27 protein-coding genes and 1 pseudogene are annotated in these 22,354 nt (G+C 40.4%); 16 read left to right on the forward strand and 12 right to left on the reverse strand.

Going from position 1 to position 22,354, the window contains the following annotated elements; all coding sequences use genetic code 11:
• Positions 1-15: 15 nt before the first annotated feature.
• Positions 16-390: a hypothetical protein gene (locus HWQ42_RS32475; protein ID WP_292819455.1), complete on the forward strand. Its 375-nt coding sequence runs from the start codon at positions 16-18 to the stop codon at positions 388-390.
• Positions 391-409: 19 nt separating this feature from the next.
• On the opposite strand, the gene HWQ42_RS32480 is transcribed toward HWQ42_RS32475, so the two are convergent.
• The 4 genes from HWQ42_RS32480 to HWQ42_RS32495 form a co-directional block, all read right to left on the reverse strand.
• Positions 410-883: a hydrogenase maturation protease gene (locus HWQ42_RS32480; protein ID WP_292819458.1), complete on the reverse strand. Its 474-nt coding sequence runs from the start codon at positions 881-883 to the stop codon at positions 410-412.
• 63 nt (positions 884-946) lie between these two features.
• Positions 947-1,306 carry a DUF5615 family PIN-like protein gene (locus HWQ42_RS32485; RefSeq protein WP_292819461.1) on the reverse strand — a complete coding sequence of 120 codons (360 nt, stop codon included), beginning with the start codon at positions 1,304-1,306 and terminating at the stop codon, positions 947-949.
• 2 nt (positions 1,307-1,308) lie between these two features.
• Positions 1,309-1,533: a DUF433 domain-containing protein gene (locus HWQ42_RS32490; protein WP_292739778.1), complete on the reverse strand. Its 225-nt coding sequence runs from the start codon at positions 1,531-1,533 to the stop codon at positions 1,309-1,311.
• A 240-nt stretch (positions 1,534-1,773) separates the two neighbouring features.
• Positions 1,774-2,196 (reverse strand): hypothetical protein, encoded by a 423-nt coding sequence (locus tag HWQ42_RS32495; RefSeq protein ID WP_292819464.1) that lies wholly within the window; start codon positions 2,194-2,196, stop codon positions 1,774-1,776.
• A 240-nt stretch (positions 2,197-2,436) separates the two neighbouring features.
• On the opposite strand from HWQ42_RS32495, the gene HWQ42_RS32500 reads away from it, so the two are divergent.
• The 4 genes from HWQ42_RS32500 to HWQ42_RS32515 all read left to right on the forward strand — a co-directional run bounded on the left by HWQ42_RS32500 (position 2,437) and on the right by HWQ42_RS32515 (position 4,173).
• Positions 2,437-2,640: a hypothetical protein gene (locus HWQ42_RS32500; RefSeq protein ID WP_292819467.1), complete on the forward strand. Its 204-nt coding sequence runs from the start codon at positions 2,437-2,439 to the stop codon at positions 2,638-2,640.
• A gap of 101 nt (positions 2,641-2,741) precedes the next feature.
• Complete coding sequence (locus HWQ42_RS32505) at positions 2,742-2,951, forward strand: type II toxin-antitoxin system HicB family antitoxin (protein WP_190730943.1); 210 nt, start codon at positions 2,742-2,744, stop codon at positions 2,949-2,951.
• 3 nt (positions 2,952-2,954) lie between these two features.
• Positions 2,955-3,179 carry a type II toxin-antitoxin system HicA family toxin gene (locus tag HWQ42_RS32510; RefSeq protein ID WP_292819470.1) on the forward strand — a complete coding sequence of 75 codons (225 nt, stop codon included), beginning with the start codon at positions 2,955-2,957 and terminating at the stop codon, positions 3,177-3,179.
• Between the two features lie 451 nt (positions 3,180-3,630).
• On the forward strand, positions 3,631-4,173 hold the full coding sequence (locus HWQ42_RS32515; protein WP_292819540.1) for a Uma2 family endonuclease: 543 nt from the start codon (positions 3,631-3,633) through the stop codon (positions 4,171-4,173).
• A gap of 82 nt (positions 4,174-4,255) precedes the next feature.
• On the opposite strand, the gene HWQ42_RS32520 is transcribed toward HWQ42_RS32515, so the two are convergent.
• From HWQ42_RS32520 to HWQ42_RS32530, 3 genes and pseudogenes are all read right to left on the reverse strand, one after another.
• On the reverse strand, positions 4,256-5,851 hold the full coding sequence (locus tag HWQ42_RS32520; protein ID WP_292819473.1) for a nickel-dependent hydrogenase large subunit: 1,596 nt from the start codon (positions 5,849-5,851) through the stop codon (positions 4,256-4,258).
• Positions 5,852-5,943: 92 nt separating this feature from the next.
• Positions 5,944-6,906, reverse strand: a complete 963-nt coding sequence (locus HWQ42_RS32525; protein ID WP_292819476.1) for a hydrogenase small subunit — start codon at positions 6,904-6,906, stop codon at positions 5,944-5,946.
• A gap of 312 nt (positions 6,907-7,218) precedes the next feature.
• Positions 7,219-7,617: pseudogene (locus HWQ42_RS32530) on the reverse strand (Rpn family recombination-promoting nuclease/putative transposase); the annotation flags it as partial.
• Between the two features lie 465 nt (positions 7,618-8,082).
• Here HWQ42_RS32530 and HWQ42_RS32535 point away from each other — a divergent pair.
• The 11 genes from HWQ42_RS32535 (at position 8,083) to hypB (ending at position 19,030) form a co-directional block, all read left to right on the forward strand.
• On the forward strand, positions 8,083-9,051 hold the full coding sequence (locus HWQ42_RS32535) for a hypothetical protein (protein WP_292739794.1): 969 nt from the start codon (positions 8,083-8,085) through the stop codon (positions 9,049-9,051).
• Between the two features lie 96 nt (positions 9,052-9,147).
• The gene (locus HWQ42_RS32540; protein ID WP_292819479.1) at positions 9,148-9,414 is read left to right on the forward strand and encodes a hypothetical protein; all 267 of its coding nucleotides are present in this window, start codon (positions 9,148-9,150) and stop codon (positions 9,412-9,414) included.
• 8 nt (positions 9,415-9,422) lie between these two features.
• Positions 9,423-9,647, forward strand: a complete 225-nt coding sequence (locus HWQ42_RS32545; RefSeq protein ID WP_292739798.1) for a hypothetical protein — start codon at positions 9,423-9,425, stop codon at positions 9,645-9,647.
• 84 nt (positions 9,648-9,731) lie between these two features.
• Positions 9,732-10,577: a NifU family protein gene (locus HWQ42_RS32550; RefSeq protein ID WP_292819482.1), complete on the forward strand. Its 846-nt coding sequence runs from the start codon at positions 9,732-9,734 to the stop codon at positions 10,575-10,577.
• A 752-nt stretch (positions 10,578-11,329) separates the two neighbouring features.
• Complete coding sequence (locus HWQ42_RS32555; protein WP_292819485.1) at positions 11,330-12,565, forward strand: hypothetical protein; 1,236 nt, start codon at positions 11,330-11,332, stop codon at positions 12,563-12,565.
• A 130-nt stretch (positions 12,566-12,695) separates the two neighbouring features.
• Positions 12,696-15,044, forward strand: coding sequence for a carbamoyltransferase HypF (gene hypF / locus HWQ42_RS32560; protein WP_292819488.1), 2,349 nt, complete (start codon positions 12,696-12,698; stop codon positions 15,042-15,044).
• Positions 15,045-15,126: 82 nt separating this feature from the next.
• Positions 15,127-15,426, forward strand: coding sequence for a HypC/HybG/HupF family hydrogenase formation chaperone (locus tag HWQ42_RS32565; protein WP_292819491.1), 300 nt, complete (start codon positions 15,127-15,129; stop codon positions 15,424-15,426).
• A 55-nt stretch (positions 15,427-15,481) separates the two neighbouring features.
• Positions 15,482-16,660 (forward strand): hydrogenase formation protein HypD, encoded by a 1,179-nt coding sequence (hypD, locus tag HWQ42_RS32570; RefSeq protein WP_292819494.1) that lies wholly within the window; start codon positions 15,482-15,484, stop codon positions 16,658-16,660.
• Between the two features lie 86 nt (positions 16,661-16,746).
• Positions 16,747-17,850 (forward strand): hydrogenase expression/formation protein HypE, encoded by a 1,104-nt coding sequence (hypE, locus tag HWQ42_RS32575; protein ID WP_292819496.1) that lies wholly within the window; start codon positions 16,747-16,749, stop codon positions 17,848-17,850.
• A gap of 20 nt (positions 17,851-17,870) precedes the next feature.
• Complete coding sequence (hypA, locus tag HWQ42_RS32580) at positions 17,871-18,212, forward strand: hydrogenase maturation nickel metallochaperone HypA (RefSeq protein WP_292819500.1); 342 nt, start codon at positions 17,871-17,873, stop codon at positions 18,210-18,212.
• Positions 18,203-19,030 carry a hydrogenase nickel incorporation protein HypB gene (hypB, locus tag HWQ42_RS32585; protein ID WP_292819503.1) on the forward strand — a complete coding sequence of 276 codons (828 nt, stop codon included), beginning with the start codon at positions 18,203-18,205 and terminating at the stop codon, positions 19,028-19,030. Before hypA ends, hypB begins: the two co-directional genes overlap by 10 nt.
• Before the next feature lie 497 nt (positions 19,031-19,527).
• Here hypB and HWQ42_RS32590 read toward each other — a convergent pair whose 3' ends face one another.
• From HWQ42_RS32590 to HWQ42_RS32610, 5 genes are all read right to left on the reverse strand, one after another.
• Positions 19,528-19,902 carry a hypothetical protein gene (locus HWQ42_RS32590; protein ID WP_292819506.1) on the reverse strand — a complete coding sequence of 125 codons (375 nt, stop codon included), beginning with the start codon at positions 19,900-19,902 and terminating at the stop codon, positions 19,528-19,530.
• A complete protein-coding gene (locus HWQ42_RS32595; RefSeq protein WP_292819509.1) occupies positions 19,892-20,899 on the reverse strand; it encodes an LLM class flavin-dependent oxidoreductase in 1,008 nt (335 codons plus the stop codon). The genes HWQ42_RS32590 and HWQ42_RS32595 overlap by 11 nt, the downstream gene beginning before the upstream one ends.
• 148 nt (positions 20,900-21,047) lie before the next feature.
• Entirely contained in the window at positions 21,048-21,410 is a 363-nt protein-coding gene (locus HWQ42_RS32600; RefSeq protein ID WP_069068421.1) for a hypothetical protein, read from the reverse strand.
• Positions 21,411-21,751: 341 nt separating this feature from the next.
• Positions 21,752-22,063, reverse strand: coding sequence for a hypothetical protein (locus tag HWQ42_RS32605; RefSeq protein WP_292819512.1), 312 nt, complete (start codon positions 22,061-22,063; stop codon positions 21,752-21,754).
• A gap of 2 nt (positions 22,064-22,065) precedes the next feature.
• A complete protein-coding gene (locus tag HWQ42_RS32610; protein ID WP_292739819.1) occupies positions 22,066-22,353 on the reverse strand; it encodes a hypothetical protein in 288 nt (95 codons plus the stop codon).
• Between the last annotated feature and the right edge of the window lies 1 nt (position 22,354).

The raw sequence follows: 22,354 nt of genomic DNA on the forward strand, positions 1-22,354 counted from the left end.
GGAAGCTGAAGAAAGATGGCTAGAAAGATGTATTACTTCAATGGTGATGACTCACATCCGATGCAACCGACATCTGCGGATATTATACTGCGGCAACAGCTAGAGGATTCTATTAGCAGATACTTTTATGATGCGTGCGATCGCACCATTCAAAATCTGCTGTCTGATTGTCGGTGGTATGTCACAACCCACGCCAATGCTCTGACATTGGTAATTGAATGTCCCGATCAAGTTATTAATTGGCGTGTTTTACAAAAAATTGTGCCAATGGGGACATTGCTATATGGAATTGTTAACAGTGCTAAAATCCGTGTTTGTCCCCCAGAAAGTCAAGGTATACCTTTTGAAATGAGGGTAGATGAACTTTCTGTTTATCGGGATTGGGCGTGATTCGATTTTGGATTGTTAATTAAAAGTTAATATTCTGGCTGATAAGTGCAGCTACCTCTTCAAAAACCAAATCAGCAGAATGTTTAACAACAGGACTTAACTCTAGTCCCAAACCAAGATTTGCCGCTTCAATTAAATAAACTATGACATCTTCGGGAAAGTCATTTTGAAAGATTTTCCGTCCGGCGGCTAAAGCATTATCCCAACGAAAATCGTGCAAGTTATAACTAGGTTCTGGTAAAGCTTCCAGTTCTTTTCCTGGAACTTTAAATACAGCACCCGGTTCAGAACCAGTTGAACTTGCATCAATAATTACTAATTGTTTACTACCTCTAGCTTGAAACATTACTTCCATCCCTGCGGTGCCGCAGTCATAAACACGCACATGAGGATGAGGATTTTCAGCTAGATATTTTTGTAAGCGTTGGGCAATGATTACACCTACTGCGTCGTCATTGCGATTGAGATTGCCGCAACCGATAATAGTTAGCATGGGATGAGATTTCTAACCTCACTTTCGACATCTACAATCATTAAAATAATGCACTTTAAACTTTTATAAAGATACTTTTCTAAACCTGTGCCCATCTGGTTGTACAACTACAAATGCCCCTACTAATTCGACTTCAGAGTAAGTTTCTATAACTCGTACCAGCTCGTTATGAACTTTATTTACAGTTGTAGGTAGGATTCGGAGATAAATGACTCCAGATCCCATTGCTCTCACAAAAACAAGATTTCCATAGTCTCTATCTCGCGTGATAAGAATACGGTTCTGTTCCTGTGCTGTTCTAAGTATTTCTTCATCACTTGCTTGCGAAAGACCAATCTGAGCAACAAGAACTACATCATGTCCGCTATCAACTAGAAATCTTGCTGTTACAGCATATACATCTTGATCCAGTAAGAATCTCATGCTCAAATAGATACTAGGCGAATGTCTTCAGCTGCCACTAGAGCGATCGCATATCCTAAGCAGGCACGAATGTCTTCGATTTTTAGGTCTGGATAGTAGTCTCGGATAATTTCTTCAAATGAAAGTCCGTCATTAAGTAGTTCAAGAATACTCTGCACAGTGATGCGTGTTCCTGCGATGCAGGGTTTACCGAAATGAATGTGAGAGTTAACTACGATTCTGTCCATTTAACTATAAACTAATAATATGTTTCTTAAATTATAAAATAAGAAGCCGTACTGTATCTATAAATGCAGTGAAACTTACTTTAAAGCTTAAGGTCATAGTAAAGGTATAAGATTAAGAACAACTCATTATCAAGCTTCTGCTGATTGTGATTATTTCGAGTTTGTGCCATAATCTGCAAAATACGAGGCTCTGACTGATGGGACAGACAAAGCCTCTGAGAATAAATTATCAGTAAGAAACTATAAAGCTACACCATGTTTCTTGGCAACTTCAGTCAGTTTTTCATACTGATGTTGTGATGCTTGAGTTAATATCTCTTCAGCCTGTTCTTTAGTACTTCCCTCTTTAGGAATTAAATACTTGACATAAAGAGATACAAAATCGGCAGCGATCGCTAAACCGGATAAAGCGTGTTTGTCAGCTTCTTTGCCAGCGATCGCAGCTACCAAACCGGCCTTAATTGGGTCTGGTTTAACTTTCATGAACTGCTCGACAAGTTTAGGAACGTAGTCTTCTGGTGGCAAATTATTTAACTTACTTCTATCAGGAGTAAAGTTACATTCTGCGGCTTGAGCTTGCTCTAAAACACACCATTCTATGTATTCTTGCAATGCTGCATCGGGAACGCGAGGGAGATAATTATGTAGCGCTAAATCAGACACAAGCTTACCGTGTAAATTGCTGTTTTATGCAAATGCATTAACGCAAGCCTAACCCACTGTTTCTATAAGTTTTAGTGTGGTACGCTACGAGTTTTGAATATAAGGCATTGGGAATAGGACATTAGGAATAGGTTATTTATCCCTCATTTTCCCCAAATTTATCTTTTGGGCAATCGCTTAGTTAGATGGTTAATCCAGCAAGCTATAAGTAACCCTAGTTGGAGAAATGGAGCGCGAAACATGACACTCACTGAGCTACTTCCTGCTGTCAGGAAACTCTCTGTATCAGAAAAAATTAAGCTAATCCGCATTTTGGCGGAAGAATTGGATACCAACAAAGATATTTCACCTCTCGAACCATTTAAGACCTATGATTTGCCTACACCGTACAATTCGTTTGATGCAGGTGAAATTCTCATGCAAGCCTTGAAACAGGAAGATTAGGTCTGACTAAATTAAGAGCGATGTCTACGACGGGCTACGCCTACGCTCAGATTGATGTCCAATCCAGTAAGCTGTAAGTGACCGTTGTCGATGATTGTGATATGAAAACTTTTACTGCGATCGTTGAAAGAGATCCTGATACTAAGTTCTATGTTGGCTATGTCCCTGGCTTTCCTGGGGCGCATTCTCAAGGTGAAACCTTGGATGAATTGCAGGAAAATTTGCGTGAAGTTATTGAGATGCTTCTAGAGGACGAGGATCTGGTATTCGAGACAGAGTTTGTAGGTATACAACAGATTGTGGTTCAGTAGACCATGAGTAATATTCCTATTCTGAAACCCCAAGAAGTTGTACGAATATTGGAGAAGCTTGGGTTTGTGGAGGTGCGTCAGAAAGGCTCACACAAACAGTTTCGACACGAAGATGGACGAGGAACAACAGTCCCATTCCACAAAGGGCGTGACATTTCACCAAGGTTGCTACGGCAGATTGCGAGTGATATTGGTTTGACGATTGAAGAAATGCTGGAGTGGCGATGAGGTTTAACACTTAACCAGAAATCAAATGTTAAAACTGTAAACTAAGTTTAATTTTTTGGCACAGTAATGCAAGAGCAATGTCTATGACGGCCTACGCCTACGCTCAGGTAGATGACCAATCCAGTAAGCTGTAAGTAAGTCTTGTCCAATGTAATCGCCAAAGTAACAAATGCGATCACCAAAGTAGCAAATGCGATCACCAAAGTAGCAAATGCGATCGCCGAAATAACATGTCTTATGTTGTATGAATGGAGTAAGTAGACTCACAATAGCTGCTTAGGAAACTATAAATTACAAAAATTTCGATGCCTTACCCTATGACTAACCCACCTGATAATTAAATTAAGCGCGTAAGTCCTAGAGATATTGTGATAATAGTAAGCTAATGATGTTTTTACCAGAAGGTAAGGTGATTATGGCAATCACATTAGATAAAGCTGCATCTGGGAATATGACTCTTGAGGAGTTCTTTAATTATGACGATGGTACAGATGCAATGTATGAGTTTGAAGATGGAGAATTGCTTCTGATGACGGCCGAAAGTGAGATAAATCGACGAATTGCCATGTTTATCCTTGTCTGCTTTGTGCAACTGGGTATTCCTGCTTATCGGCTGTCGATGAAAACGGAAATTATAACTACTGGCTCACGGGTGCGCGTTCCTGATTTAGTGGTGTTTTCTGAGGAGTTGGCGACGGCAATGGAGGGGGCTAAACGATCTACGGTAATGCCAGAGATGCCACCGCCGTTATTAGTGGTTGAAGTGGTGAGTCCAAATCAGAGTAGTCGTGATTATCGCTATAAGCGATCTGAGTATGCCGCACGGGGTATTGCTGAGTATTGGATTGTTGATCCAATACAACAGCGAGTGACAGTTCTGGAATGGGTAGAGGGTTTTTATGAGGAGAAGGTGTATCTAGGAGATAGTGCGATCGCTTCGCTAGTATTTGCTGATCTAAAGTTGACTGCTGTTCAAGTTTTGCAGTGCCATTAACGACGACTAAATGAGTCTTGAACAGCTACAAGAACTGATGGATTGAAGAAACGGTGATAGAAAGCCAGAAGAATTTTGAGAATTAAGCAGTCCGAAAACGCGCCAACTCCTCACCAGTTTTCGCATCATGGGCGTGAACAGTACACACCAAACATGAATCAAACGATCGCGCCACATGACCAACTTCCACTGGATCGCTAGAATCGTAAATGGGTGTGCCAATTAACGCTTCTTCAATGGGGCCGCGGATTCCATCGCCATCACGAGGGCCAATATTCCAAGTACCTGGGGCAATCACTTGGTAGTTTTTAATCTTACCGCCCTCTATTTCCACCCAGTGAGATAAAGAACCGCGTGCTGCTTCTGTTGCACCCCAACCCTTGCCATCTTTTTCTGTGGGTTTGATATACCAGGGGTCGTTTAATTTGAATTCGCGCAAACAGTGTTCAGCTTGCCGATATAACTTGACAAGTTCGTGAACTCGTGCCAACTGGCGCACATGAATACTAGCACCACCCATTTCCTTAAATACATCTAGAATCAAGCCGTCGTAGTGTTGCCAAGATTCGCCATGTTTACCACCAGCTACTAATTGACGCGCTAAGGGGCCAGTTTCCAAGCGTCCGAAGTCTTTGTGAAGAACTGCACTCGACCAAGAGTAGGCGTTATCGAAGTCTTTGGTATTGATTGCAGTAGGTTTAGTGGTGCGATCGCTAGGGTGAATATCTGCTGTCCCTTCATCGTACCAAGAGTGAGTTGTATTCTCGCGGGTAAATGACTGATCCATTAAGGTGTGAGTGTGTGTGAAGCTGTCGTACACTCCACTTTTCATGATCATCGCCGCATTTCGTCCTTCGATAGTCGGCTTTTGGTATTTATCTTCATGGGCTAAATATCCCCAAGTGACATATTTACCAACACCAGCGCCATATCTATCTAAACCGATGTCTAAACCCATGCGCCAATAAAAACCTAAGTCGGAATCTCGATGATTTCGGTCTTCATCTAACCAATCTCTAAAGTCATCATAAGTTTGGATTTGTTCGTAGCGTTCTAAAGAACAACCCAACCACACTGGTTCTAACCAATTGGTGCGAAAGTATTCGAGAATTGCCCAAGCGCGGGTGATGTCTGTTAAAGTGGGGGCGCACATCACGCCACCGGGAACCATGTAGCTGGAATGGGGCCATTGTCCGCCCAATAGTGCATAAATTTCTACGGGTTTAGCGGAAATTGTTATGCCGAGTTCATAAGATTTGCCTGTGAAGGCGGCAAAGCGTCTCACAGCTTCGTCATAATAGCGACTATGGCGGTATTTTTTATTGGTTAAATCAATGGCAAACAAACCATAAAAGTAGCGGGGAATGCTTTGAATGGTCTCGACAATTTGACCGAGATTTCTCGCCAAAATTGCATTGCGGGGAACTTCTGTTTCCCAAGCTGTATCTAATGCCCAAGATGCAGAAGTCAGGTGAGAACCGCCGCAAATGCCGCAAATGCGAGGTGTGACAATTAATCCGGCTTGGGGGTCTTTACCGCGGAGGATAACTTCAAATCCGCGAAATAATTCAGCGTGTGTCCAGGCGTTGACTACTCTTCCATGTTCAATATCAACTCGGACATCTAAATCGCCTTCAACTCTACCGACGGGCGATATATCTAATGATTGAATTCCCATTATCTTCTCCAATAATTGTTAAGGGGATGAGGGAAATGAGGGAGAAAGAATAACTAACCAATTCCCAATGCCCCATGCCCCATGCCCAATGACTAAACTGTAAAAAAGTCTTCTTCTGCCCAAGGTGGTGCTGCATCTTTGGCGACCATTGTCAGTAAGGCGTAGTCTTTTTTGTTCACCCCTGGCGGTAATTCTTTAGGAACTCCCATTACTGTTTGGGTTTTGAATACGGTTCCTGGTTTAAGGTCAAAGAAGGGAAATTCTGGTTCGGTACAACCTAAACAAGGCATTCCAGCACGAGTTTTGGAAGATACGCGGTTCCATAGGATGCGGTTGCAGGAAGAATGAGTCATGGGGCCGCGACAACCCAAGTCATAAAATAAGCAGCCTTTGCGCTGACCAAATTCGGCGGTTGATGCTTTGTAGGCAAAGTGGATGTTGCGGGTACAACCTGTTTGTGTGTAGGTGTTGAAGAAAGTTTGGGGACGATTTAGTTCATCAAAAGCAATGTCTGCTATGCGTCCAGTAGCGATCGCAACTAATATCTGCGTAATCCAGTCGGGATGTGCGGGACATCCAGGTATATTGATTACAGGTAATCCGGCTTGAGACACGAAGTCTTTACCTAAAAAGCCGCCTTCTTGACGCTTGAGAAATTGCAAACCTTCCGATTCGCTGGGATTAGGTGACATGGCGGGAATTCCTCCCCATGTGGCACAATCTCCCACAGCGACGATAAATTTAGCAACTTTGGCGAGGTCTAATAACCAATCTTTCATGGCGCGATCGGCAAACCGATTCCATTCGCCAGTACCGTTGGGAGCATTAACAACGCTGCCTTCAAATACCAAGATATCTAAAGGAATTGTGCCAGAAATACAATTTCGTAGCAGTGTTTGCAAATCGTTGCCTAGTTCCAGCCCCAAGGAAGGATGCCAAAGTATATTGATACCAAAGTCGGCAATTAAATCGCAGACTGTCGGTTCTTCGGCGTTGAGAAATGACATGGTGTTGCCTGAACAAGCACCACCTTGTAGCCATAGTACGTTAGTCATCGGCTATGCATTTTTCTATTGTTTACCATGCATGATATAGGTGATAATGCTTGTAAAGTCTCACCTGCTTATCAATATTTATTTTTCAATACTAAGATATTTTTTGATTTAATTCTCTTTCATTAAAAAAGAATTAATCATTAAAAATAGCTAACAGTTTTACAAGATGATTTTCAATTATGATGTTTGTTATACTCGTAACAGATTTAATAAATAAAAAACAGTAAAAACAAAATTATTATTTTTTACTTATTGACGTTAAATAACCTAGTGTACTGAATTCATTACTGCTAGCTGTTAATTCGTGCGAAAGGATGAGTATTTTAGGCACTCAGATTTTACGCGAGTCACTCGTTGTGAATTGAGTAGTTCTGTATATCTTTCGGTATCTCCAGTATCAACGCTACGGTTGGGGTAGATGACAACACCACGCCAATTATTAGTTAATTCGGTTTTGTCGAGATAATTAAAAATTTCGGTAAATAAACGCGAGTAGAACTTTTTATCTGGTTGAAATTGCACTTCGGCAAAATAAATAGGTAGTTCTGCTGCATTTGGGAGGAAAACACCATCGATTCTAAAGGCTAGTTGTTTGACTTCTACTGAAGAAAATTGGTAAACACTAGCTAGTTGGGGCGATTGATTAATCAGTTCAAAGAAAGTAGTGGGGATACTCTGAAAGATCCGATAGAAAATGCTGTCTGTTTTCAAGGGAGCTTGTTTTACAGTTGATGAATATATTTTACACTTCGACGATCCCGTGGCGAATCTTTGGAGTATACAAAAATTAGCTGGTAAGATAGTGCATATATGTATGTCAACAATTCAAGAAAGAATATTTGGATTGTGTCGAGTGATGATACAAAAAGTATTTTAAAAATATTAGGTGTTTAAAGCTGACATTAATATTAGCAATTTCCCCCTAGAATTTTAGAAATAGGGTGTTTTATAGTAAAAAAATTGATTGGGCATGGGGTATTGGATAATTGGACATGGGATCAACTCTTTCCCTAGTCCTTAATCATTAGCCCTAGTCTCAGACAAAAAAGGGGAATTCCGCCTAAAGGACTCGAAGCCTGCGTAAATCAGTATGGCCCGTGATGAAATGCGATCGCGTGTTTCGATCATTCATGGGTGTTGGACTCAATTCCCAATTGGCTAGAGTACGGCAGAGTTATGACCCCCAGCATTACAGATTCAGCAGTGAAGGCTGCGATCGCAGCTGTTGCATCGGAGTCAGCTTCAGCAGAGGAAAAAATCCAAATGCTGATTGAGATCGCACAGGGTTTTCAAAAAAAGCCCAAAACAGCCCAAGACTTGCGGAATGCAGTTGGCTTATATTACCGGGCCTACGAGATGTGTGGTGAGGAGTATCCCTTGTTGAAAGCCAGGGCCAAAGTGGGCATGGCAGGGACGTTACAGGCAATACCGGATGCTGATTACCAACTGTTGATGCAAGCTAAAGTCGGTTATGAAGAGGCATTACCGATTTTACAACAATTAGCTTTGCCAGAGGAAGTGGCAGAAACGCAGATGAATTTTGGGCTGGTGTTGCAGTCGCTTGTACCGTTCAATTTGGCGCGGATAACTGACAGCATCCAGGCTTATCATGAGGCGTTGCGGGTGTTTACTTGGGAAGATTACCCCCAAGAATACGCGATTTTGTATAACAATATTGCGATCGCTTACCTTTCTATGCCCTTAGCATCAGAACGGGAATACTTGCGTCAAGGGTTAGCTGTGCAATCATTTGAGGTGGCGCTAAAGCACATTAATTTGATCGATCATCCTAGAGAATATGCGATGTTGCAAAACAATTTAGGTAACGCTTTGCAATATTTAGTAAGTTCCCATCCTGTCGAGAATAACTTACGTGCGATCGCAGCTTATGACGAAGCGCTAAAAGTGCGTAATCCCAAAGATACACCTTTAGAGTACGCTAACACAATTTCCAACAAAGCCAACGCTCTATTCAACTTACCAGACGACCCCGAAAAACCAGAAGCTGGTAATCCTCAAAATCTTTTGCAAGCCCGTATCTACTATCAAACTGCTTTAGAAATATTTACGGAATATCAACAAGTTGCACAAGCAGAGGTAGTAGTCCAAGCATTACAAGATGTAGAAGCAGAAATGAAGGGTTAGGAGTTATGGGTTCAATACAGTTCAGATAAGACCAAAACCCTTGTAGAGACGGCGATTTATCGCGTCTCAAAAACTTAAATAATGAGGAAAAACAGCATGAGAGACATTTTAACAACGCCAAATCTGATAAACTTTCTCACAAGTTTAGCAGATGGCGATCTTAATATAGCAACAGAATTGGTGTGGCTAATTATAGCAACAGCCTTAGCTATGGTTGGCGGTGCAATTGGTGGAATGCTATTAGCTGGTAAAGATATAGGATATGAACTTTCAGCAATGCTTGGTGCATTATTTGCTCCTGCGGGTGTAATTCCTGCCATCTTATTAGGGCTTGTTGCTTTAAATTTCTTGACAAATTATTAGGAGAAAATATGTTAGAGCTAGGATGGTTATCTGCCAAGTTATTTTTTAAAGGAAAGCTAATACGCAATCCAATATTTTTTCTCAAGCAAACTACTATTGGTATTGCTGTAGGTTTTTTACTGCTAGTGTTACTTGCACAAGCCCCCATTCCCTTCTACTTACCAATCATATTATCTAGCTTAGTGACGGGCATGATTATGCCGTTTCTCTTCAAGGATTTTAAAACGAAGTGAATTGTCATTGATAAACAAGCAATACCCAATGCCCAATGCCCCATGCCCCATGCCCAATGCCCCATGCCTAATGACAAATGACAAATGACAAATCTTGAAGAATTAATTCAGGAAATTAATCGTTTTGAGGCAATTATATCCGAGTGGGATGAAAGCCAACGGTGTGTAGCAGTAGGTCTAAAAAGAGCAATTGAAGCTTTGCATAAAGCTGCATTGACTAATTTGATTAAAAGCCTCAAACAAGAATCAATGCCAGCTTTGCGTCATGCTGTTGCGGATGAATTAGTATATGCAGTGCTACTGTATCACGAGTTAGTCAAACCACCAAAACCACCATTAGCACAGCGAATTGAAACAGCCCTTGAAGAAGTTCGCCCAGGTTTAAAAAGCCATAATGGGGATGTAGAATTAGTGGCAATTAAGTCACCAGATACAGTAGAAGTTAGATTAATCGGAACTTGCAGCAGTTGTCCGGCTTCTACTTTAACTTTATCTCAGGGAGTAGAACAGGCAATAAAAAACCATTGTCCTGAAATTACTAAAGTTGTTGCAGTCAATAATAGCCCTGCTGTTAACAACGCTAATTCTAATTTAATCAGTCCATTCTCTTCAAAAATAACTTGTACTTGGATGAAAGTAGCTACCCTTGATGAAGTTCCTGAATTTAGTGTAGTCGCAGTACAACTTGCTGGTACTTCACTAATTTTACATCGCCAAGGCGTTACAGTTAAATGTTACCGTAATGCTTGTACCCATCTAGGATCTCCCTTAGAAAAGGGTAAAGTTGAAAATGGTATTATTACCTGTCCTGCCCACGGATTCCAGTACAAATTAGAGACAGGTAAATGCTTAACCGTGCCTGATGTTTCGCTTCAGTCGTATCCAGTCAAGGTTAAAGAAGATAAGGTTTTTGTGAAACTACAAAAATGATAACGCGAAGGTAAGATTTCAGCAAATCTACTTGGCGATTAGTCAAATCACAGCTAATTTGCTTTTTCATTTCAGTAGTTCGCGCATTTATTCTAGTGTTTTGTACAAGCAAAATGCCTGAGTGCTTTCTCAATATCCCTAAATTCATTCTCATTTGTGTAATTCAGGTATTGATTTTAGTGTTTTGAGAAAGTAAAAAGGCATATTACTTTCTCAAAAGGTCATTTGACTTATTCAAACCCCAGTTTGCTTATTCATTTTAGTGTTTTCCGCAAGCAAAAGTAGCTCTGACTTATTCAAACTCCAGTTTGCTTACTCATTTTGGTGTTTTCCGCAAGCAAAAGGTCATTTGACTTACTCATTTTAGTGTTTTCCGCAAGTAAAATAAGCTTTTACTTTCTCAAACCCCAGTTTGCTTTCTCATTTCAGTAAATCGCGCACTCATACCAAAGATTCGCTATGTAGTAAAAATTACTAAAGGTTAGATAGATTTTTTAAAATTTAGGGCTTACGCAAAATATCTCTCAAACTCTCATTTCTCTGTGTCTCCTGCGCCTCTGTGGTAGCCTGCGGCAAGCCGAAGCGTCTACGTTATTCCCTAACTCATGCGTAAGTCATAAAATTGATTAATATTGAAGTTGATTAAAGGTTTTAACTGAATTTGAAAAAAGCATAATGCAAAACCGTTACTGTTGTTACATGCTAATCAAGATTAATGTTTTTAAATAATTATCAGCGTCTATTTGCGGTTCATGGATATCCCAATCATAATTAATCCCATATCACAATTACCGCTAAAAGCAATAGACAATCCTCAAGATTTACCTCTATCACCTCAAGGTGCGGAGGTAATTTTAGGCAACATTATTGAACCCGAACAATTAGTTATACCTGTAGCACCCAATGCCACAACAATGTTTGGGCCTCGTAGTGCTTGTTTGTTATCAGAAACCGGCCCATTATGGGTATCAGATACAGGACATCATCGATTATTAGGATGGCAAAATTTACCCACGAGAGATAGTCAATCGGCTGATTGGGTAATTGGACAACCTGACTTTTATCATGAAGGACAAAATGCTAAAACTACACCGGGAAGTGCAACCTTAAGTGTACCAACAGGGATTTGTGCTTGCGGCGAAGGGTTAGCTGTCGCAGATGCTTGGAATCATCGAGTTTTAATTTGGAAAAACTTACCAGAAGATAATAATGTTCCAGCAGATTTGGTGTTAGGGCAAGTTAATTTTACTGATAATGAACCAAATCGAGGCAATCAGCAAGCATCTGCTAGTACAATGCACTGGCCTTATGGTGTTTACTATCATCAAGGACGGCTATTTATTGCTGACACTGGTAATCGAAGACTATTAATTTGGCATCAGTTACCAACAGAAAATGGTCAACCTGCTGATTTAGTTTTGGGACAACCGGATATGATATCTCGCAATGAAAACGGTGGTGATTCTCCAACCGCAGCGAGTATGCGTTGGTGTCACGACATCGCTTTTTGGGGAGAAAATTTGGTTGTCAGCGATGCAGGTAATCACCGAGTGATGATTTGGCAGGGAATGCCAACAGAAAATAATACTCCTTGTGCTGTGGTTTTAGGGCAAAAAAGCTTTGATTTTGTGGAAATGAATCAAGGAGTTTATTTGCCTAGCGCTAGTAGTTTGAGTATGCCTTATGGTGTGGCGGTGGCTGGCGATTGGTTAGTAGTTGCAGATACGGCTAATTCTCGTTTGTTAGGATGGAGAAAGCCAGAATCAATTTTATCACTGCAAGGTGTAATGGCAGATGGGTTGGCAGGACAAATAAATTTTCAAAGTAAAGGTGAAAATCGTAATTTCGGATTGCCTAAACGAGATAGTTTAAATTGGTGTTATGGGATAAAAATTTGTGGTAATACGGCGGTAATAGCTGATTCTGGAAATAACCGAATATTGCTGTGGCAGTTTAATTATGGGACTTCTAAGAAAGAAATTATTTAAATAAACGTAGACGCATTCGCGGAGCGTCTCGTAGAGAAGCGGCTTGCCGCAGGCTACCACAGAGACACAGAGAACACAGAGGAATGAGGAGAAGAGAGTTTTTTAAGTATTTTTTTATTTGGAAGTCCCTATGCCGACTGAAGAAATTAGAGTTCGCGGTACTGTTCAGGGAGTAGGATTTCGCCCTACTGTATATCGTCTTGCTAAAGCCTGTGGTTTGTATGGAGATGTTTGTAATGATGGGCAAGGTGTATTAATTCGGGTATCTGGTAGTGAGGAAGCATTAACAGAGTTTGTTGCCAGATTGCAAACAGAATGTCCACCATTAGCAAAAATTAATCAGCTAACTAGAATTCCTTATGAAGGTAAATTTAACTTTAACAATTTTGTGATTTCTAGTAGCGTCAATAATGCCATTAAAACAGAAATTGTCCCTGATGCAGCTACTTGTCCACAGTGTCAACAAGAAATATTTGACCCCTTTAGCCGCTTTTTTCGTTACCCCTTTACCAATTGCACTCATTGCGGTCCTCGCCTGAGTATTATTCGTGCGATTCCTTATGACAGATGCAATACCAGTATGTCTGCGTTTGTTATATGTCCCGAATGTGCAAAGGAATACGACGATGTTGAAAACCGCCGTTTTCACGCCCAACCTGTAGCTTGTCATGTTTGTGGCCCCACAGCTTGGTTAGAACGTGCTGATGGGAAATCGGTTACTGCTTCCATGTTTTCTATGCTGGATGATGTGGATGCTGTTTGTACCTTGTTGCAAAAGGGTGAGATTGTCGCAATTAAAGGCTTAAGTGGTATTCATTTAGCTTGCGATGCAACTCAGGAAACCGTTGTCCAAAAACTGCGTCAGCGCAAAAGGCGCTATCACAAACCATTTGCTTTAATGGCGCGAGATATTGAAATAATTGAACAATATTGTACTGTCAACGCTAAAGAAAAAGAATTATTGACAAGTTCTGCCGCACCAATTGTTTTACTACAAGCGACAGGTAAAAAACTTGTAGCACCATCGGTTGCATCGGGGCAAAATACCCTTGGTTTCATGCTACCTTATACACCCTTACATCATTTAATTCTGCGGCGGATGAATCGCCCAATTATTTTAACAAGTGGTAATCTTGCCGATGAACCACAATGTATTGATAATGACGAAGCAAAAGAAAAATTAGGGACAATCGCTGATTATTTTCTCTTTCACAATCGAGAGATTATTAATCGGGTAGATGATTCGGTTGTGCGTGTTATCGGCGATAAAGTCCAAATAATTCGCCGTGCTAGAGGATATGCACCAGCATCGATTAGCTTACCGCCGGGATTTGACAATGTGCGGCAAATTTTAGCAATGGGTAGTGAGTTAAAAAATACTTTTTGCTTATTGCGTGAAGGAGAAGCGATTCTATCTCAACATCTGGGAGATTTAGAAAATGCTGCGGCTTTGAATGCTTACCAAGAGACTTTAAACTTATACTTAAATTTATTTGAACATACACCAGAAGTAATCGCTATTGATAAACATCCTGAATATCTTTCCAGCAAACTTGGTAAAGAACTAGCAGATACAAATCAAATTTCAATTCATCAAATCCAACATCATCACGCCCATATTGCTGCTTGTATGGCAGAAAATGGGATTCCTTTAAACTCACCTCCAGTATTAGGTATTGCTTTAGATGGTTTAGGTTACGGTGATGATAGTACACTCTGGGGCGGAGAATTTCTTTTAGCAGATTATCGGAAATTTCAGCGACTAGCAACATTTAAACCAGTAGCAATGATTGGTGCTGAACAAGCAACTTATCAGCCTTGGCGTAATACCTACGCTCAATTAATAGCTGCTAACCTTTGGGATGATTGCCAACAACAGTATGCTGATTTAGAAATAGTAAAATTGCTGAATAAAAAACCACTAAAGCTACTAAATCAACTTATAGAGAAAAAAATTAACTCTCCTCCAGCTTCTTCAGTGGGGCGGTTGTTCGATGCAGTGGCGGCGGCTATCGGTATTTGCCCTGAAGAATGTAGCTATGAAGGACAAGCTGCGATCGCAATGGAAGCTATAGTAGATGTTAGTAGCTTAAATAATGATAAAGAAACGCTAATATACCCTTTTAGTTTTAGCTTTTCAGATAGTATTTACTGTATAGACTCACGCCCAATGTGGCAAGCCTTACTCTATGACTTGCAACAGCAAATTCCCCAACCAGTTATAGCTGCCAAATTTCACAAAGGTTTAGCTAATGCGATTGTGGAAATGGTTAAGCATCTTTGTGAAGAAAATCTGATTCATCAGGTAGCTTTAACAGGAGGAGTCTTTCAAAATTGTATATTGTTACAGCAAGTTAGCAAACCATTAGAAACATTGGGGATAAAAGTACTAACTCATAGCTTAGTTCCAGCTAATGACGGCGGATTATCTCTAGGACAAGCAGTAATTGCAGCCGCAAAATTAATACATAAGTATTGATATTTGACAAACCTTTTCTGACAAATAATTCTCTCTGTGTTCTCCGCGTCTCTGCGGTTAGTTTATCTTAAAAAATAAAAAAATGTGCTTAGGAATCCCCGGACAAATTATAGAAATTACCAACGTTAACCATAAACTAGCCCTAGTTAACATTGGTGGTGTGAAGCGTGAAGTAAATATTGCCTGCATCGTAGATGAACAACATCCCCCCGAAGCTTGTATTGGCGATTGGGTGTTAGTTCATGTTGGCTTTGCCATGAATCGAATTAACGAACAAGAAGCAGCAGAAACATTACAACTCCTTCAAGAATTAGCAGCAGCACAAGTAAAAATTAGTACTTATCTTAACGAACCGCAGAGGCGCGGAGGGCACAGAGAGTAAAAAGAAATACTTAACTCAGCCGTATTGACATAAAGCTTACTATTCCCAAATCCTTATGAAATATGTTGACGAATTCCGCGAACCGGAAAAAGCAGAAGCCATACTCCGCGAAATCACCAAATTAAGCCACCAGCTAGAAAAACCCATTAAAATCATGGAAGTATGCGGCGGACATACCCATTCCATATTTAAATACGGTATCGAAGAAATATTACCCCAAACCATCGAACTAATTCATGGGCCTGGTTGTCCAGTATGCGTTATGCCAAAAGGGAGATTAGATGATGCGATCGCAATCTCTCAAAATCATAACGTCATTTTTGCCACCTTTGGCGACGCAATGCGAGTTCCCGGTTCCAAAACGACTTTACTGCAAGCCAGGGCACAAGGTGCAGACATCCGTATGGTGTACTCTCCCCTAGACAGCTTACAAATTGCCAGAGATAACCCCGACAAAGAAGTAGTCTTCTTCGCATTAGGCTTTGAAACCACAGCCCCTAGCACCGCCTTCACTATTCTGCAAGCAGCAGCCGAAGAAATTCATAACTTTAGTATGTTTTCCAATCACGTCCTCGTGATTCCCGCCCTCAAAGCACTATTAGATAATCCCGATTTACAACTAGATGGATTTGTTGGCCCTGGTCATGTGAGTATGGTAATTGGCAGTGACCCATATCAATTTATTTCCCAACAATATAATAAGCCAATAGTCGTTTCCGGATTTGAACCCTTAGATATTCTCCAATCGATTTGGATGCTATTGCAACAGCTAGTAGAAAATCGTTGTGAAGTTGAAAATCAATATAACCGAATTGTCCAAAAATCTGGAAATACAGTAGCCCTACAAGCCATAAACAAAGTTTTCGCCGTGCGAGATAGCTTTGATTGGCGCGGCTTAGGTGACATCCCGTATTCAGGATTAAAAATTAAACCTGAATATGCTCAATTTGATGCCGAACTTAAATTTACCATTCCTAACCTCAAAGTAGCCGACCATAAAGCTTGTAAATGTGGAGAAATTCTCAAAGGAGTCTTAAAACCTTGGGAGTGTAAAGTATTCGGTACAGCCTGCACCCCAGAAACACCAATCGGTACTTGCATGGTATCTTCCGAAGGCGCTTGTGCAGCCTATTACAAATACGGACGACTCTCCACAATTGCCAAAAGAACAATCACCCAAAAACCAAAAATAACTCAAGAACCCCTCCCCGCCTGCGGCTTCTCCTCAGACTAAATACTCCGCGTACCTCTGCGCTTCCCAGCCTGCGGCAAGCCGCAAAAGCGTCTACTGCGTCCCTTTGCGTTTAAAAAAAATTTAATATGAATATTTCCCCCACAAACCCAATCCAAAATCCCCTATTCCAAAAAATAGAAAAAGTCCGCCGTCGCCAAAGTAAAGTACAAGATACTCACATAACTCTCGCACATGGTAGCGGTGGTAAAGCCATGCGCGATTTAATAGATGATATCTTTGTCAGCAATTTTGATAACCCAATTCTCTCACAACTAGAAGACCAAGCCAGCTTCAACCTAACCCCTCTCCTCCAACAAGGAGACAGACTCGCATTTACAACAGATTCTTATGTTGTAGACCCGTTATTTTTCCCCGGTAGTGATATAGGAGAATTAGCCGTAAACGGTACAGTTAATGATTTAGCTGTCAGTGGTGCTAAACCTTTATACCTAACTTGTAGCGTAATTTTAGAAGAAGGATTTCCTGTAGAAATCTTACGTCGTGTCGCAGCCAGCATGAAAATAGCCGCAGAAAAAGCGGGTATTCAAATTGTCACTGGTGACACAAAAGTTGTACATCGTGGTGCAGCCGATAAACTCTTTATTAATACTGCTGGTATTGGTATCATCCCACGAGGAGTTAACATTTCCGCCCACAATATTAAACCTGGAGATGCTGTAATAATTAATGGTGAAATAGGCAATCATGGGACAGCAATTTTAATTGCCCGTGGGGAATTAGCTTTAGAGACTAATATTGAAAGTGATTGTCAGCCCTTGCATAGTTTAGTAGAAACTATTCTCCATGTATGTCCACAAGTTCATGCTATGCGAGATGCAACACGCGGTGGTTTAGCCACAGTACTAAATGAATTTGCCCTCAGTTCTAATGTAGGAATCCGTCTGTACGAAGAATCTATTCCAGTGCGGGAAGAAGTCAACGGAGTTTGCGAAATTCTCGGTTTAGACCCATTGTATTTAGCTAATGAAGGTAAGTTAGTTGTAGTGGTTCCCAAAGAAAATGCTAACAACGTTTTATCAGCTATGAAATCCCACCCAGCAGGGAAAGATGCTTGTATTATTGGCGAGGTTCTTTCTTCACCCCCAGGTATCGTATTGTTAAAAACACTTTTTGGTGCTGAAAGAATTGTTGATATGTTAGTAGGCGATCAATTGCCACGAATTTGTTAATCTTTAATAGATTTTATAGTATGCACGAATTTGGAATTACCCAAAATATTGTGGCAATTGTGACTGAAAATGCCAAAGGCGCAAAAGTGCAGCGAGTTTTATTAGAAATTGGCAAACTTTCAGCCATTATGCCCGATGCTATCCGATTTTGTTTTGATATTTGCACTCAAGGAACAGTTTTAGAAGGGGCGACGTTAGAAATTTTGGAAATCCCAGGCTTAGGGCGATGTCGCCAATGTGGTGCAGAAATTTATTTAGATAAACCTTATGGAATCTGTAACTGCGGTAGCGTGCAATTAGATTTAATTACTGGTGAAGAACTTAAAATCAAAGAAATAGAAATAGAGGAATTATGTGTGTAACCTGCGGTTGTTCTGATGATAGCGAAATAAACATTACAAATCTGGAAACAGATGAAGCTGAACATAACCATACTCACACTTTACCAGATGGAACTGTCATCACTCACTCCCACAGTCATAACACTCATATAGAAGCGCCTCAAATTCATGCAAAAATACACAACACAACAATATCTTTAGAACAGGATATATTAGCAAAAAATAACCTGCTAGCTGCCCAAAATCGGGGATGGTTTAAAGGTCGAAATATTCTCGCCTTAAATTTAATGAGTTCTCCTGGTGCTGGGAAAACAACTCTTTTAACGCGAACCATCAATGATTTAAAGCATCAATTATCTATCAGTGTCATTGAAGGCGACCAAGAAACTGCTAATGATGCCAAAAAAATTAAAGAAACAGGTTCTAAAGTCATTCAAATCAACACCGGAACAGGCTGTCATTTAGATGCTTCGATGATAGACAGAGGTTTACAACAACTGAATCCGCCACTAAATTCAGTTGTGATGATTGAAAATGTCGGAAATTTGGTTTGTCCAGCCTTATTTGATTTAGGAGAACAGGCAAAAGTCGTGATTCTTTCTGTTACAGAAGGAGAAGATAAGCCGCTAAAATATCCGCACATGTTCCGTGCTAGTGATGTAATGATTATCACTAAAATTGATTTGCTACCTTATGTAGATTTTGATGTGCAAAAGTGCATAGAATATGCTGTGCAGGTGAATCCCCAAATTCAGATTTTTCAAGTTTCTGCAACTACTGGTGTAGGATTAGATAATTGGTATAAATGGGTAACTGAAAGTTTACTGTCTAAATGCTAAAGCGGGGGAAAAGGGGAAAGAAAAAAACTTTAACCCTTACCCTTTAACCTTTTCCCCAAACCCGATTCAGAGTTAAAAATGCAAAAACCGAGAAGTATTGGGTTAGGTTATTCTTAGGCTTTTCGAGATGATCTGAATTGTCAGGAGAAGCAAAACGGAGCAATTAATTATCCCATTTCGACTATTGTTTGCATATCCAACACTAGTAACTCAGTTAGATAATCTCTATAAAATGATTTCTCAAGAACCTAATTAAACAGAATATCAACCAGCCCACTCTTATATAACTTTATCTCCATTTAACAAAAACACAACCCCACCTTATAGCAAAACCTCTGCGCCCCTCTGTGCTTTCCTTTGCGTACCTACCCTGCGGGAAGGCAAAGTGCCTATGCGTTTCAAATAAAAGCTGATTTTGATAAAAATTGCAACACCCTGCACTTTTAAAGTACAGGGTGTTAGACAGCGATAAGGATGATTCCCTGTTTCTATTTACCTCAAAGCCAATCTCGATAAGCAGATATTTCATTTACGCTGATTTCAAACGGCGTCCCTTTGCCAAATGGCGGATAAACGCGGATTTTGCCATTGCTAGCAAACCGCTCTAACCTATTACCCAACTGGGGAATATTGCTGACAATATGCCAGTAAGATACTAAGTCAGGGCAATCAATAATTAATGTGAGAATGCTAGTATTTGTTGTGAGATACCACTGACAATTAGATAATAGGACTCGCGTAATGCGATCGCAAGCTAGATAAAAGCATCTGCCTGTAGACTGCTCTAGCTCCATTTGCAGCATTCCATCCTCTTTTGTTACCTCAGTGGGAGGTAAATCATCGGGAGGAAGCAAGTATAGTTTAGAAGACATAATTTCGCACCTCTTGGTTGTAGCGCGTCAAACTGTCCAGGTTTTTTTGCAAATCCGCAGACGAGGGTTTGAGTGCTAGCGTACCTAAATTTAATTCGTCCTGAAATTTCTTGATTTTGTCTCGACAAGTCTCCACATCACCGATAATTGAATTCTCAATCAAATAATCTTCATCGAAACAAATATTTGTGCGATCGAATGGTTTTTGGTTGGAATTCGCACTGTTTTGCAATACTTCAGCCGAATTAGCTTTCATTTTCTGGCTAAATTTGCGAACGAAAGGTAACGCTTCACTCACCGCCTCATCGTATGTTTTGCCAACAAAAAAGAAGCGTGCCAGCACTAAATTTTCCGCACCACTAGAATTTAAGGCTCGATATTTGGTAACAGTATCCTTCAATCTGTGTAGGGAAAATGGCGGTCCACCCATCAAGCTAAAGGAATGTTTAGCAGCCAACTCGATACCATCATCACCGCCAGTGGCAACATACACTGGTATTTGACTCTGCAATGGTTTTGGATAAATTGTTAAGCGATCGCATTGATAATATCGCCCATTAAATGATACATCAGTTTCATATAAGAGCTTTTGAATCAGTGCGATCGCCTCTAGCATCTTGGGACGGGATTCACTTGGTAGGGTCGCAAAATGCTTGTTTTGTTGGGGAAAGGGGCCGCCTTTAGCAACTCCAAATAATAATCGTCCATTGCACAAGTTATCCAAAGTGGCAATATCTTCCGCCACCCGAATCGGGTTATGGAATGGCAGCAACACCGCCGCCGTGCCTAATTGGATAGTTGAAGTTAATCCCGCCAAATGTGCCATTAACACCAACATGGAAGGGCTGAGATTAGATTCACTAAAATGGTGTTCACTCACCCACGCTTCCTCAAAACCTAAGCTTTCTGCCTGTTTTACCAGTGCAACTTGCTCAAAGATGGCACGACGAGCATCTTGGTGAAAATTATCGTAATTGCAGAAAATTCCAGTTTTCATTACTTGCGTTGATACTTTGTATTCACCGTAGGTGCTGATTATTCTAGTGGTCGATAGGTTTGTAGTAAGCACTTTAGTGCTTAAATATTTGAGGAATAAAGTCCTCTCTACAAAAGCATTTACCCCTCTCAATTAATGCGATGAATCACTAAGTCGCAACCCACTGCAACTCCAACCATAGGCGTGGGTTGTTCTCTTTGACCTTCGACATCGGATCGCGCAACAATCGCTTGGCATTCATGCAAACAACCTGGATTAGACCCATATTGTCTGCTACTTCTCTGAGTATTTCTTTTTGAGCTTGCACGCAGGAAATCATTTCGTCAGAGCAATAAATTCCTATATATTGCAAACGTCTAGCAGGTCGTCCCCAAAAACAGGTGATGACTTTCACATAACACCCATCCAGCAATTCTCCAACTTGCGGGTAGTAATGGTTGACGACTCTTGTGAATTCTTTGGCTAAGATATCTTCAGCAATCATTGGAACTGATATTTCTGTAGCGTCCATCACGCTATTTAATATAACATATTTTTATCAATTAAGTATGGCAAAATAGTGTATTAAGTTTGAATAAAATATTAAATATTACATAAAAAAATAGGCGTACCTTATTCGGTATCACCTCAGATTTGCGTAAAGCATCTTTATATTCAAAATCCAAAATCCAAAATTCGTAATTCGTAATAATATTCGCAAGCTCGCCAACGTAATTATGTTATATATAGATTGGGTTTAAACCCCACCCATAATAAATACTACAACTTGTAGAAGTCGTTGACTCTAGGTCTTGATTTAATTACGAATTACAAATTATTCTTGAATTCTAACTTTTGAATTTTTAATTATTATTAGCGAGCATTGCGTTCACAAACTAAAACCTCTGCGATGATATCCGGCAAATTTACAAAGTCTGTAAATCCTTCATAACCACGGATTGGTGAAATAAATGTATAGTTTGGATCGCACACTCCATTGTCATATACTTGAATAAACCACCTATCGGGAAATCCTTCTATACCTAGTTCCACAGTGTACCAACTCTCGCCAATTAGACGAGAGTTAAAAATTGTGAACCACTCTCTGTTCTCTTCTGAAATATTCCAGTCTGCCATGAGCAGTTCTAAAGCTATTTGTCCCGCATCTGTTGAAGTCAACAACATTTTTACTCCTTATTTGCAACTTCAGGATTTGCAACTTCAGTATTGGGAACTTCCGGGTATAAACCTAATTCTTTAGCTAGCTCACGTGCCACAAAAAATAAAAATTGGGCACCATCCTGATTGCCTTCATGGGCAAACATAGTAGCTACTTGTAACATTGTTTCTACTAAACCGGAATCAATCAATTCGGGTTTAGATTCCAAAATTTCTGGTTCTTGACCATTAGGACATCTAAGTAACTCATCAATCAGATTAAAATACAAGCTTTGGCGTTGTTCTTGGTCTGTCATG

The organism is Nostoc sp. JL23, assembly GCF_017115065.1.
In the GTDB taxonomy this organism is placed as follows: Bacteria; Cyanobacteriota; Cyanobacteriia; order Cyanobacteriales; family Nostocaceae; genus Nostoc; species Nostoc punctiforme_A.

What these genes read in the sequence shown, in the direction of transcription:
- HWQ42_RS32475 (WP_292819455.1), top strand. Translation starts at nt 16, where the DNA reads ATGGCTAGAAAGATGTATTACTTCAATGGTGATGACTCACATCCGATG.
- hypA (WP_292819500.1), top strand. Translation starts at nt 17,871, where the DNA reads ATGCACGAATTTGGAATTACCCAAAATATTGTGGCAATTGTGACTGAA.
- HWQ42_RS32535 (WP_292739794.1), top strand. Translation starts at nt 8,083, where the DNA reads ATGACCCCCAGCATTACAGATTCAGCAGTGAAGGCTGCGATCGCAGCT.
- HWQ42_RS32545 (WP_292739798.1), top strand. Translation starts at nt 9,423, where the DNA reads ATGTTAGAGCTAGGATGGTTATCTGCCAAGTTATTTTTTAAAGGAAAG.
- HWQ42_RS32595 (WP_292819509.1), bottom strand. Translation starts at nt 20,899, where the DNA reads ATGAAAACTGGAATTTTCTGCAATTACGATAATTTTCACCAAGATGCT.
- HWQ42_RS32565 (WP_292819491.1), top strand. Translation starts at nt 15,127, where the DNA reads ATGTGCTTAGGAATCCCCGGACAAATTATAGAAATTACCAACGTTAAC.
- HWQ42_RS32610 (WP_292739819.1), bottom strand. Translation starts at nt 22,353, where the DNA reads ATGACAGACCAAGAACAACGCCAAAGCTTGTATTTTAATCTGATTGAT.
- HWQ42_RS32590 (WP_292819506.1), bottom strand. Translation starts at nt 19,902, where the DNA reads ATGTCTTCTAAACTATACTTGCTTCCTCCCGATGATTTACCTCCCACT.
- HWQ42_RS32500 (WP_292819467.1), top strand. Translation starts at nt 2,437, where the DNA reads ATGACACTCACTGAGCTACTTCCTGCTGTCAGGAAACTCTCTGTATCA.
- HWQ42_RS32510 (WP_292819470.1), top strand. Translation starts at nt 2,955, where the DNA reads ATGAGTAATATTCCTATTCTGAAACCCCAAGAAGTTGTACGAATATTG.
- HWQ42_RS32490 (WP_292739778.1), bottom strand. Translation starts at nt 1,533, where the DNA reads ATGGACAGAATCGTAGTTAACTCTCACATTCATTTCGGTAAACCCTGC.
- HWQ42_RS32505 (WP_190730943.1), top strand. Translation starts at nt 2,742, where the DNA reads ATGAAAACTTTTACTGCGATCGTTGAAAGAGATCCTGATACTAAGTTC.
- HWQ42_RS32485 (WP_292819461.1), bottom strand. Translation starts at nt 1,306, where the DNA reads ATGAGATTCTTACTGGATCAAGATGTATATGCTGTAACAGCAAGATTT.
- hypB (WP_292819503.1), top strand. Translation starts at nt 18,203, where the DNA reads ATGTGTGTAACCTGCGGTTGTTCTGATGATAGCGAAATAAACATTACA.
- HWQ42_RS32540 (WP_292819479.1), top strand. Translation starts at nt 9,148, where the DNA reads ATGAGAGACATTTTAACAACGCCAAATCTGATAAACTTTCTCACAAGT.
- HWQ42_RS32555 (WP_292819485.1), top strand. Translation starts at nt 11,330, where the DNA reads ATGGATATCCCAATCATAATTAATCCCATATCACAATTACCGCTAAAA.
- hypF (WP_292819488.1), top strand. Translation starts at nt 12,696, where the DNA reads ATGCCGACTGAAGAAATTAGAGTTCGCGGTACTGTTCAGGGAGTAGGA.
- HWQ42_RS32515 (WP_292819540.1), top strand. Translation starts at nt 3,631, where the DNA reads ATGACTCTTGAGGAGTTCTTTAATTATGACGATGGTACAGATGCAATG.
- hypE (WP_292819496.1), top strand. Translation starts at nt 16,747, where the DNA reads ATGAATATTTCCCCCACAAACCCAATCCAAAATCCCCTATTCCAAAAA.
- HWQ42_RS32520 (WP_292819473.1), bottom strand. Translation starts at nt 5,851, where the DNA reads ATGGGAATTCAATCATTAGATATATCGCCCGTCGGTAGAGTTGAAGGC.
- HWQ42_RS32525 (WP_292819476.1), bottom strand. Translation starts at nt 6,906, where the DNA reads ATGACTAACGTACTATGGCTACAAGGTGGTGCTTGTTCAGGCAACACC.
- hypD (WP_292819494.1), top strand. Translation starts at nt 15,482, where the DNA reads ATGAAATATGTTGACGAATTCCGCGAACCGGAAAAAGCAGAAGCCATA.
- HWQ42_RS32550 (WP_292819482.1), top strand. Translation starts at nt 9,732, where the DNA reads ATGACAAATCTTGAAGAATTAATTCAGGAAATTAATCGTTTTGAGGCA.
- HWQ42_RS32480 (WP_292819458.1), bottom strand. Translation starts at nt 883, where the DNA reads ATGCTAACTATTATCGGTTGCGGCAATCTCAATCGCAATGACGACGCA.
- HWQ42_RS32600 (WP_069068421.1), bottom strand. Translation starts at nt 21,410, where the DNA reads ATGGACGCTACAGAAATATCAGTTCCAATGATTGCTGAAGATATCTTA.
- HWQ42_RS32605 (WP_292819512.1), bottom strand. Translation starts at nt 22,063, where the DNA reads ATGTTGTTGACTTCAACAGATGCGGGACAAATAGCTTTAGAACTGCTC.